The sequence below is a fragment of the Massilia scottii genome (genome assembly GCF_030846495.1).
In the GTDB taxonomy this organism is placed as follows: domain Bacteria; phylum Pseudomonadota; class Gammaproteobacteria; order Burkholderiales; family Burkholderiaceae_D; genus Telluria_A; species Telluria_A violaceinigra.
In genome coordinates this window covers 1-9,972 of record NZ_JAVCWM010000054.1, presented here as the reverse complement: position 1 = coordinate 9,972, position 9,972 = coordinate 1, and the positions used below count along the sequence as shown (strand labels likewise).

The following is a 9,972-nucleotide window of genomic DNA, read 5'->3' as shown; positions in this document are numbered from 1 at the left end:
AAGGGTAACGTTTATTCGGACCCATTTGGTTTCGTTGACCTAAGTGCATTTTCGGCCAGCGATATGTACGCTGTGGGAGGAGAAGGCGATGTCTGGCGCTTTGACGGCGTCAAGTGGCATAACTGCCCACTACCCACCAATGCGTATTTGCAATCCGTTTGCTGCGCTGGCGACGGACTCGTCTACATAACAGAACTGAACGGAAGTGTATGGGCGGGTCGAACCGACAGTTGGAAACGGGTGGCCAATGCAGAAATTAACGCTGGACATCAACCGATTGATGCTTTCTGGTTCAATGACCGATTATATCTTGGTGCTCAACAAGGCATTTTTACAATCGATTCGAAGAAGAAAGAGGTCGTCCCCTTACAAAGCGTTGAAAGGGGCGCGCCAAATCCAACGAACGGGGGTCGCCTGGACCTTAGCCAGGATGGAAAATTTTTATTGACTGCCGGACCTTACGGCGCGTGCCTGCATGACGGGACCGGATGGAGAAGACTATTCAGCGCGTTTGATTTTCCTTGAACTACAATTCATTCCGTCTAAAACGACGGACGAAGCTGGTTTCACCGCCAATAACTCAGCGACCAGCCAAACGACGATAAAGGCCGTGATACGTTTCCGCGCGATTCAATGCCGGAAACGTATACGGACAACGCGACGGCGTACCGAAAGCAAGTCGTACTATCGATGCCATTAACAATGCAGACGAAATAGATGAATACACTCTTCGACCAGCCGCTTTGGGAAAAAATAGTAAAAGGTTTCACTTTCTATGATTGCGCAATCTTAAGAGAACATGGTTTTGGATTTATATTGGTTGAGGAAAAGGATGATCGTGACATACTACCACTCACGCGATTTTTGACCATGGCCATAGACAAACCATTGGAAGATCGATTCTCCTGTATTCAAAGCGACAGGTACGGCTTTACCACACTTGCCGTCCGCGATAATCCTATAGAATACGTGGCAGTCGACACAGCGAGTAAAGTCTTCTCGGTTACCACGCTGCGTATGGATGACGAAAAACCGATAGACGAGGTCATTGACATGTCGACATATGGCGGAGGGATAGGGATAGTCAAGAAAGTTGTGCGAGCTGCGGGCCAGATCTATGCTTTAGGTGATTATCGCAAGATTTATCGACGCATCGGCATTGACCAATGGATTGAACTCGGAAAAGAATCTAAAGGACTCCCTATTCCTTCCGAAGTTCTGAAGGGCAACATTTATTCGGACGAATTCGGTTTTGTCGACCTCAGTGCATTTTCTGCCAGCGACGTGTACGCCGTTGGAGGTGAAGGCGATGTCTGGCGCTTTGACGGCGTCAAGTGGCATAACTGCCCGTTACCCACTAACGCGTATTTGCAATCGGTTTGTTGCGCTGGCGACGGACTCGTCTACATAACGGAAATGAACGGAAGTGTATGGGCGGGTCGAACTGACAGTTGGAAACGGATTGCCATTGCAGACATTACCCCCGGACATCAACCGGTTGATGCTGTCTGGTTCAATGACCGATTATATCTTGGTGCTCAACAAGGCATTTTTACAATCGATTCGAAGAAAAAAGAGGTCGTCCCCTTACAAAGCGTTGAAAGGGACGCGCCAAATCCAACCAACGGGGGTCGTCTGGACCTTAGCCAGGATGGAAAATTTTTATTGACTGCCGGACCTTACGGCGCGTGCCTGAATGACGGGACCGGATGGAGAAGACTATTCAGCGCGTTTGATTTTCCTTGAACTACAATTCATTCCAGATAAAGCAGCGGACGGAGTTTGGCCGTACATCCTACGAAAATCATGGTTGCACGTGGCCTGCATATCTGATGGCATTTCTCATGTTTTTTTAACAATCTATTTTAATCACTCTCGCATGCGCCTACAGAAAAATCAGAATGTCATTCCGGCAATGGTACGCAGGCACGTTGAGGACACTGCTTTTTACTGGTCTCAAAATGACGTTTCGGACCGCTCGCCCAGGCTTCACCTCTCGGACCTCAACCGTTTTAATGCTACGTTACAAGCGCATCTTGACGGAATCGAGGTCGCCGGCGTCGGCGCTTGGCCGATTGCCATGGCGATGCTCGAACGATGGAAGAAACCAGGCGAAGCGTTTGCTTGCGCGTATGTTGCTTTCACAACAGGGGAAGCGGCGGAGTTAGAGGCACTGGTTGCTAAAGTCCAGGCGCGCCCGGATGAGCTGCTGCGTGGTGTCATCAGCGCGCTTGCGTGGGTTCCGAACCATATAGCTCGCAATGTGATTGAACGGTGGACAGAACACGATAGCCGGCCGGTCACGGTAGTCGCTGCGCTTCGTGCATTTAGTCTGATCAGCAGCCAAATTACATCCAGCGTATCGTCGGCGAACGGTGATACATGGATTCGGATGCCGCTACATGAATTTTTGACGAGCTCCGACGCCCATGTGCGGGCAGCGGCGTGCCGCGTCGCCGCAAACTACGATGATGATGAGGATATCAAGGAACGCTTGAAAGATGCACTGAAGGATCCAGATTTTTCCGTTCGTGCCCAAGCCGCAATTGCGGTTGCACGGCTTGCCAAAAGGGGCGCTTATCGTTCCCGTCCAAGTGAACAAATCAACGAAGGCCTTACCATTCAGAGCACCGAAACGTTATGGCAATCTATCGTGAGTCAAGTGGCCGTGTTAAACCAAGCCACTGGATGGTATGCCAACCAAGCGAAACGACGCCTTAACCGATGGGTAGAGCATCTGGCATGGATGGTTACACCTGGTAGTAGTCAGATATCCGAAATTCTGCGCGTAATGCCTGCACGGAGTGCGCTGCGTTTCGTGGCCTACCATGGTGACACCGAACATCTCGGGTTTGTTACACAGCGCATGGCAGATCCGCGAACGGCGCGCTACGCCGGCTGGGTATGGCAGGTTATCACCGGCGTGGATCTTGTCGCATTCGGGCTCATTATGGAGGAACCATCCTCCGCCGATTCCGCTCTCAAAGCTGTCCCGATCGATGATGACTTTGGCCTCCCCCTGCCCAACAGCGCAGTTGTTTCTGATTATCACATAACACATTATCCGCGGCAGCGCTGCTTGAACGGGAATGTGGTTACGCTCAGGTCTATGCTAGATATCATGGAATCGGGCAGTCAAGCTGTTCGCAGCATTGCCTCTCAGCATCTTCAATCCCTGGATCCGGATTTTTTCGTTTCTGTCCGGGCTCCAGCAGCTATTCAGATAAAAACCATAGATCAGCTACAGGAACTGATGCACTTGGAGGGATTACATGAGCCAAATACTTGATCCCTGGAATGATGCCGGTATTTTAGCAAAACGTTTGCAGTTGCCTGGCTCCCGCCTTCTGATCGTCGTCGGCGCCGAGGCGTGGTGTACCCGATGCAGAACGATTCGTCCAGACTTCGATTCATTGGCTGCAAGTGCCAAGGCCGACGAGATTTGGCTCTGGCTTGACGTGGAAGATCATGCGCAATTTCTAGGGGACTACCTGCCCGAAAATTTACCGATGATGCTAGTCTATGACGGTGATAGATTGGTATCGTCTGCATTTCTGGACAGTGCATCTGCGCTGCGCGTTAAACCCATAGAACCGCTCGTTTATGAAGATAAAAATCTTCTTATCGATCCGGGAATTCGATCGCGGCTTATATCCGAAGATTGGGCGTCGGAATAAACCAACCGCCAGATCACCTCACAACATGTGAGTCCGGAGCCGCGCTTACTGTAATATATCTCAAATTGCCATTAGAAAATGGTGAATTGGAATTCCAGCACGCCCTTATCTATGGAAGTGCTAATTCAATCAGCGCTTCCATAGGTGAACTGCACATTCATTTCGCGGCGCCTGATACATGAAAAAATCGTTTTACTCCCCCATAACCAAAAAAGGTAAAAATGAACAACTCAAAGCTCGCAACCCTCGCTGCCATAGCCGCCTCGGTCTTTACAAGCAGCTATGCCTACGCAGCCGCCGAATGCCCAATGATCCCCCAGGCAGACGTCATCAAGGCCTTCAACGATCCCAAGGCCCGCATGGATTTCGCCGACCCGTCCGGCATGTGCTCCTTTTCGCTGAGCAATGGCGGCAGCATGACCGCCACCGTCCAAAAGCGTCCGAAAGCGTCGGAAGCAAAAGCCATTTATGACAGCTACAAGGCCACCACCTTCGCCGCCCTGAAACGCAATGCCAGCACCCCTGCCGTCGGCCAGGAAGCGTATTTCGGCATGAGCGCAAAAGATGCCAACCCTGGCGAGGCGGGCTTCATCTCCCTGCAAGGCGATTCCCTGTTCGTAATCAGTTACCGCGCCAACGGCAAGATCGATGACAACGTCGCAGAATCCATCCTCACGCTCGGCCGCATCGGCAGCGGCAAAAAAGATAACGCAGCGCAATCGTACGGCGAATGCGAATGGTTCACCGCCGCCGAAGTGACAACGCTCCTCGGCAAGGGCAAGCCGACCGTCCAGCGCCTTGCGGCGAACCACTGCATCGCCTCGGCCAATCCCGGCGGCTCGGCCCTGGTTGGCATGACCAGCAAGCACGGCACCAAGGAATCCTTGGGCAACATCATGGCGTCTTCCAAAAAGATCTGCACCGTGGTGCAGTTGCCGCAACTGGGCGCCAATGCCCACGCATCGTTTGCATGCAAGGCACCGGCCAACACGGCGATGTCGATCAATTTTGTAAAGAACGGCACCCACGTCATGATGATCTACACGCCGCCTAACCGTGCCGCCGTCGAAAGCGACATCAAGGCGCTGGAGGTTGTGACAAAGCGGGCATTTGACCGCTTCTGAAATCAGTCGATTAAACGCCTGAAATGCGCCCGGTGCGGACGACAGCATGTCGTTCCACCGGGCCGGGTGAGTACAGTGGTGCGCAGCGTGTCCGGCGCGGCATCACCTGATGGAAACGCGTATGCTCGGCTGTACTTTCCCCACCAAAGTCCACCATGCGCAAACTGCTGATTCCCTATCTGATTCTCATTGCCGGGATGGTCCTGCTGGATGTACTGTGGCTCGGTTTTATCGCCAAATCGATCTACGCCGACGGCATCGGCCACCTCATGGCTGCAGAGCCGCGCTTCGGGCCGGCAATCGCCTTTTACCTGCTGTATGCGGTCGGCCTGATGTTCTTCGCTCTCGCCCCCAATGGCCCGCGCCGCACCATGCGCACCACCCTGACCGCAGCTGCGCTGTTCGGCACGGTCGCCTATGCCACCTACGACCTGACCAACCTGGCGACCCTGCGCGACTGGCCTCTCGGCGTGGCGTTAATCGACATCGCCTGGGGCTGCGCCGCCAGCACGCTATCCGTGATGGCCGCCAAACTGTGGATGGACCGGTTTGAGCCCGCCCCTGCTAGCGCTTAACAGTCCTTGTCCCTGTTGCACGGTCCGGACGACTGCCGGTCCTCCTGCTCCACGAGCACTTCCTCGGCCGAGTTCTTGGCAAATTTTAGATGCCCCAGCCCGAAGTGCCAGGTCCTGACCTTTGGCGCGGACACCGTGCCGTCCACCCGCACCTGCTGCTCCCCTTCATTGCCATAACCCTCATCGTCTTCCGCACTGCCAAGCAAATATTTGCGCGCTACGAGATTACCCTTGACGTAAAAATGCGCCATGCCGAGAGAGACGGTTTCGCAGTTGACATTACCAAGCACAAATACCCCGTGCATCATGCCGGTATCCAGCCCGCGGCAATCAAGGTCGCCATTGACCACGATCAGACGGTCACTTTCAAGCAGCGCATCCTCGAATGTCGAGAGCGTCTTTTTGGAGAGCGTCTTTTTGGATGCAATATGAAGAATGTTGATGTTTTCGTCGAGTGTGACATTCCCCTCAAAAACGATCGCCTTCTCGACCTCGGCGAACTCACTGAGTGTATCTTCGCTCTTTCTCGCAAGAGGACTCAGCAGCGACACCAGCTTGTAGCGCTTGATCACTTCCTTTGCCGGCAACACCGAGAACGGCGCATTCGGCAAAGCGACGCTTTGCTTGGGAACCGGCTTGAGCGCCCTCGCCTGCATGGGCGACAGCACCAGCGCAGCGCCAGCCAACACAGATGCAATAATACGGGAAAGAGAAAACATGGAAACGGACTCCTTGGCCGGTACAGGCACAATGACGAATCGTCTATTTTACGTCAACACTGCGTCCTGCCGGCGCATCACCGAGCCCGGTAACGCATCAGGTGAAAACAGTACAGCAGACGAAGGTAATACCTCCAGATAAGGACTAATATGTTGACGAACGACGAATACGATAAGTACTTCAGGGGCTTTTATATATATGACTGTGCCGTCCGGTCTCGGACAGCTTTTTCGTTTCTTGCTGTTGAAGCCGTCCCCGACAGCAACGCTTCAGATAAGAGGCTATTAAGCTATTTCACAGATGAACCTGCGGGTAAAAATCTTGGAATGCGATCCTATACCGGTTTTGCAGGCGCTCGGCTAGCCGCGTCAACCCGCCCGAAGGAGCAGGCAATCATGGTGTCCAGAGATTGTGCTGTCGGCGTACTGGGGGGAGGAGCTCCCGCTGTAGAGGCATCAATACCTCACGGCAACTCTGACATGCCCCTCTATACGTCGATGAACGCGTTATCCGCCATCGATGGCATGGTGTATGCGGTCGGTCCTTGGAGAGCTGTATGCCGGCGCCTGGGAGCGGATCAATGGGAAAGTGTCGCAGACAGAAAAACCCTACCAGTCCCCGAGAGAAATACCTATGGCACCAATAACGATGGATTCCACGCGATTGATGGCTTCAATACCGAAGACATTTACTGCGGTGGCGGACAGGGCGATTTGTGGCGCTTGGACGGAAAGCGATGGCACCATTGCCCACTCCCCACCAACATGGTACTGGAAAATATATGCTGCGGTGGCGACGGCCTTGTTTACATCGGGATGCAAAACGGCTCGGTATTGCGCGGGCGGGAAAGCAACTGGGAGCTCATTTACAAAGGAACTCTCTCAATTCCGTTCAAGGATATGGCCTGGTTCGACAATCGGGTTTGGTGCACATCGGACCATGGCATATGGACGATTGAAAACGGAAAACTGATAGAACCCGATTTACCCGCCGAGGTACGGGCATGCTCGGGAAGTCTGGCGATCGGGGACGGAGTAATGCTGCTTGCGGGCAGGTACGGCGCAACGGTCTATGACGGCTCATCCTGGACGTCATTGATAACGGCAACATTCGAATAAAAACATGCGTACCGACGTTCTTACGGTTCCTTCGCGTTGTGGTCATGAGATGCTCCGCTTCTGCGCCCTGATGATCGTCATGGAGGGCTTATCTCCACACTTGCAAGGACGGCACAGAAACACCGCCTTCCCGGAATTCGGCTCCCATCGACCCAGGCCTCCGAGCGGATCGCACAGGTAACAGCGTTGATCGGCATCACCTGAGCGAAGCCCTGTCCCGCCTCTCCATACCACCTACCACGCCGAATACGGCAACGTAATCAGGCTCGAATTGAAATACCGGCGGTCATGCGTGACTTCCTCGCCGATCCAGTCCGGCTTATCGAACTGCTGGTCTTCCGACGCCAGTTCGATTTCGGCAAACATCAAACCCGCATTCGCGCCCAGAAATTCGTCGACTTCCCACACATTGCCCGCGAACGTGATCCGGCGCCGGTATTTTTCGATAATCGGCTGTTCGCACAAGCGGTCCAGCAGCTCATTTGCGTCCGCCAGCGGAATCGGATAATCCCACTCGCCGCGGGTAGCGCCTTTGCTGCGCCCTTTGACGGTCATGCTGGCCCTGTCGCCCTCGATGCGCACTCGCACGGTGCGGTCCGGATTGGTGGACAGATAACCCTGGCGCAGCAGCACCGGCTCGCCAAGCGCGCGCCAGGCGTCGCCGGCGAGCAAAAACTTGCGCTCGATCTCGACGCCCATGCTCAGCCCAGCGCCTTGAGAATCGGCTGCAGGATCGCCTTGCCCAACTCGCTGCTGCGCGCACCGTTCCAGCCGGTGTACGAATCAGGCAGGTCGGCATTGTCCTTGAACGGCATTTCAAGGGTCAGCGACAGGCACTTGAAGGTATGCCCGATGTACTTCGACGCCAGGGTCAGCATGTCTTCCTTGTACTTGCTGGCCGCATAGCCATACACGTTCTGAAAGTCGGGGCTGGCCGCGATGTAATTGTCGATGAACGACTTTTGCAGCGCGGCGCGCTCCGGCGTGAAGTCGTTCAACATTTCGTTGCCGGCCACAAAGTTGTACGGCAGCGCTTCATCGCCATGGATGTCGAAGAACATATCGCAGCCGACTTCGTGGATCTTTTGCTTCACGCACAGCACTTCCGGGCTGCGTTCCAGCGACGGTGTCATCCACTCGCGGTTCAGGTTGGCGCCGGCCGCGTTGGTGCGCAAATTGCCGCGCACGGAGCCGTCCGGATTCATGTTCGGAATGATGTAGAACACCGCGCGCTGCAACAGCTTGCGCGAGATCGGGCTGGCGTTGTCGAGCAACGCGTCCATCATGCCTTCGATAAACCATTCAGCCATCGTTTCGCCCGGATGCTGGCGCGCGATGACCCAGATTTTCTTCTCGGCAGCAGGATTGCCGATCACCACCATGTTCATGTCGCGGCCGTCGACGGTGCTGCCGATATCATGCACGCGCGCAATCGGATTTTCCGCCACTTCACCCAGCAGGCGCAGGTGGCGTTCCCACGAGTACGGTTCAAAATAGGCGTAATACACGCTGTCGAGCTCGGGCGTGTGGGTCACGGTCATGACCTGGCCGTCGAAGGCGGTCGGCACGCGGAACCAGTTTTCGGTATCGTAGCTGGCGGCTACCTGGTAGCCCTCGAATCCGGCGGCGTAGGTCGCCTGGCCGGCGTTCAGGAAGCGGATCGTGCATGCCTGCCCGCGCGCGCCCTGCAGGCGGAAGTGGAACCACTGGTGGATGTCGGCGTGCGAGTCCGAGCGCAGGTTCAGGTCGATCTGGCCGGCTTGCTCGGCTTGCACGACGTCAATGGCGCCGGAATCGAAATGCTGGCTGATTTTAATGGGCATGGCAGATCCTTCTCTTCGGTTCTCAAAGAAGAGCATCATACCGAAATGCTGCCCGCTTGTGGGCGGGCAACACCAGCGCGAGCGGCTAGAAACCGAGGTCCATCAGGTTGCCGCGGTACCCTTCCATCATCTGGCGCATCAGTTCCACATTCGAACGATTCAGCAGCACCGTCAGGTTGGCCGTGCGGTCCAGTTCCATCGTCATGCGGATGGCATCGTCGAACTGCTTGCACTGCACGCTGAGCACGCGCGGATTGACCACGTCGTCCCAGTCTTCGGGAAGCACATGCGGCAGGTTTGGCGGTGGCAGCAATTCCGGATCCTGGTTCACCGGCAAGTGGGCCAGCAGCCAGAACACGACGGAAGCGGGAATGAACACGCAGGCATCCTTGCCGCCCTCGAAAGAGAACTTGGCCAGCAAGAGGTTACCGATGGGATCGCATGACAGGTACATGCTCTTGACTTGGCGGATGACTGCTTGTTTCACGACGGGATCCCTCTGGGTTGTTAAATTAGCGCAACAATTCTACCCCATCCCACAGGCTGCCTGTACGAATCGTCCCACAAAAATGGGGAGCCGCCGCTCCCCGTCACGGTCTTGCTGATTCAGCGTGGCTTGTCCGTGCCTGCCTTGCTACCGCCGCCCGCGCTCTGCTTGTTGCCGCTGCCGGCATTGTCGGTCCCGGCCCGGGTGCCGCCCTGCTCCGACTGACGGTTGCCGTGGCTCATGCTGCCCGCGCGGCGCGCTTCCTCGGACGTGAACTCGTGCGCCGTCCCCTTCTGGTGCGCGGCCTTGCCGCCTTCGCTGGCGATTTCGCGCTGGCGCTCGGGATCCATCGATGCAAACCCGCGGTTGCTGGTGCCCTTGCTCCCCGGACTGCCGCTTTGCTTGTTGCCTTGGTTGTTTGTAGCCATGGTCATCTCCTTTAGCTAGC

General features: G+C 55.4%; 12 protein-coding genes. 7 read left to right on the top strand and 5 right to left on the bottom strand.

Annotated elements, in window-relative coordinates; translation table 11 throughout:
• From RBA41_RS33080 to RBA41_RS33055, 6 genes are all read left to right on the top strand, one after another.
• A partial coding sequence (locus RBA41_RS33080; RefSeq protein WP_306628590.1) for a hypothetical protein occupies positions 1 to 525 on the top strand: 525 nt, incomplete at its 5' end.
• 192 nt (positions 526 to 717) lie between these two features.
• Positions 718 to 1,746 carry a beta propeller repeat protein gene (locus tag RBA41_RS33075; RefSeq protein ID WP_306628589.1) on the top strand — a complete coding sequence of 343 codons (1,029 nt, stop codon included), beginning with the start codon at positions 718 to 720 and terminating at the stop codon, positions 1,744 to 1,746.
• A complete protein-coding gene (locus RBA41_RS33070; RefSeq protein WP_306628588.1) occupies positions 1,697 to 3,289 on the top strand; it encodes a HEAT repeat domain-containing protein in 1,593 nt (530 codons plus the stop codon). Before RBA41_RS33075 ends, RBA41_RS33070 begins: the two co-directional genes overlap by 50 nt.
• The gene (locus RBA41_RS33065; RefSeq protein ID WP_306628587.1) at positions 3,273 to 3,677 is read left to right on the top strand and encodes a thioredoxin domain-containing protein; all 405 of its coding nucleotides are present in this window, start codon (positions 3,273 to 3,275) and stop codon (positions 3,675 to 3,677) included. Before RBA41_RS33070 ends, RBA41_RS33065 begins: the two co-directional genes overlap by 17 nt.
• Positions 3,678 to 3,985: 308 nt before the next feature.
• A complete protein-coding gene (locus RBA41_RS33060) occupies positions 3,986 to 4,801 on the top strand; it encodes a helix-turn-helix domain-containing protein (RefSeq protein ID WP_306628586.1) in 816 nt (271 codons plus the stop codon).
• Between the two features lie 155 nt (positions 4,802 to 4,956).
• Positions 4,957 to 5,376: a DUF2177 family protein gene (locus RBA41_RS33055; protein WP_306628585.1), complete on the top strand. Its 420-nt coding sequence runs from the start codon at positions 4,957 to 4,959 to the stop codon at positions 5,374 to 5,376.
• On the opposite strand, the gene RBA41_RS33050 is transcribed toward RBA41_RS33055, so the two are convergent.
• The gene (locus RBA41_RS33050; protein WP_306628584.1) at positions 5,373 to 6,095 is read right to left on the bottom strand and encodes a hypothetical protein; all 723 of its coding nucleotides are present in this window, start codon (positions 6,093 to 6,095) and stop codon (positions 5,373 to 5,375) included. The genes RBA41_RS33055 and RBA41_RS33050 overlap by 4 nt on opposite strands.
• A 150-nt stretch (positions 6,096 to 6,245) precedes the next feature.
• Here RBA41_RS33050 and RBA41_RS33045 point away from each other — a divergent pair, with 150 nt between their 5' ends.
• Positions 6,246 to 7,214: a beta propeller repeat protein gene (locus tag RBA41_RS33045; RefSeq protein ID WP_306628583.1), complete on the top strand. Its 969-nt coding sequence runs from the start codon at positions 6,246 to 6,248 to the stop codon at positions 7,212 to 7,214.
• A gap of 234 nt (positions 7,215 to 7,448) precedes the next feature.
• Here RBA41_RS33045 and RBA41_RS33040 read toward each other — a convergent pair whose 3' ends face one another.
• The 4 genes from RBA41_RS33040 to RBA41_RS33025 all read right to left on the bottom strand — a co-directional run bounded on the left by RBA41_RS33040 (position 7,449) and on the right by RBA41_RS33025 (position 9,952).
• Entirely contained in the window at positions 7,449 to 7,913 is a 465-nt protein-coding gene (locus tag RBA41_RS33040) for a CYTH domain-containing protein (RefSeq protein ID WP_306628582.1), read from the bottom strand.
• 2 nt (positions 7,914 to 7,915) lie between these two features.
• Positions 7,916 to 9,037 (bottom strand): M14 family metallopeptidase, encoded by a 1,122-nt coding sequence (locus tag RBA41_RS33035; RefSeq protein WP_306628581.1) that lies wholly within the window; start codon positions 9,035 to 9,037, stop codon positions 7,916 to 7,918.
• An 85-nt stretch (positions 9,038 to 9,122) separates the two neighbouring features.
• Complete coding sequence (locus RBA41_RS33030; RefSeq protein ID WP_306628580.1) at positions 9,123 to 9,524, bottom strand: hypothetical protein; 402 nt, start codon at positions 9,522 to 9,524, stop codon at positions 9,123 to 9,125.
• A gap of 119 nt (positions 9,525 to 9,643) precedes the next feature.
• Positions 9,644 to 9,952, bottom strand: coding sequence for a KGG domain-containing protein (locus RBA41_RS33025; RefSeq protein WP_306628579.1), 309 nt, complete (start codon positions 9,950 to 9,952; stop codon positions 9,644 to 9,646).
• Positions 9,953 to 9,972: the final 20 nt, after the last annotated feature.

What these genes read in the sequence shown, in the direction of transcription:
- RBA41_RS33065 (WP_306628587.1), top strand. Translation starts at nt 3,273, where the DNA reads ATGAGCCAAATACTTGATCCCTGGAATGATGCCGGTATTTTAGCAAAA.
- RBA41_RS33055 (WP_306628585.1), top strand. Translation starts at nt 4,957, where the DNA reads ATGCGCAAACTGCTGATTCCCTATCTGATTCTCATTGCCGGGATGGTC.
- RBA41_RS33050 (WP_306628584.1), bottom strand. Translation starts at nt 6,095, where the DNA reads ATGTTTTCTCTTTCCCGTATTATTGCATCTGTGTTGGCTGGCGCTGCG.
- RBA41_RS33035 (WP_306628581.1), bottom strand. Translation starts at nt 9,037, where the DNA reads ATGCCCATTAAAATCAGCCAGCATTTCGATTCCGGCGCCATTGACGTC.
- RBA41_RS33045 (WP_306628583.1), top strand. Translation starts at nt 6,246, where the DNA reads ATGTTGACGAACGACGAATACGATAAGTACTTCAGGGGCTTTTATATA.
- RBA41_RS33060 (WP_306628586.1), top strand. Translation starts at nt 3,986, where the DNA reads ATGATCCCCCAGGCAGACGTCATCAAGGCCTTCAACGATCCCAAGGCC.
- RBA41_RS33040 (WP_306628582.1), bottom strand. Translation starts at nt 7,913, where the DNA reads ATGGGCGTCGAGATCGAGCGCAAGTTTTTGCTCGCCGGCGACGCCTGG.
- RBA41_RS33070 (WP_306628588.1), top strand. Translation starts at nt 1,697, where the DNA reads ATGACGGGACCGGATGGAGAAGACTATTCAGCGCGTTTGATTTTCCTT.
- RBA41_RS33075 (WP_306628589.1), top strand. Translation starts at nt 718, where the DNA reads ATGAATACACTCTTCGACCAGCCGCTTTGGGAAAAAATAGTAAAAGGT.
- RBA41_RS33025 (WP_306628579.1), bottom strand. Translation starts at nt 9,952, where the DNA reads ATGGCTACAAACAACCAAGGCAACAAGCAAAGCGGCAGTCCGGGGAGC.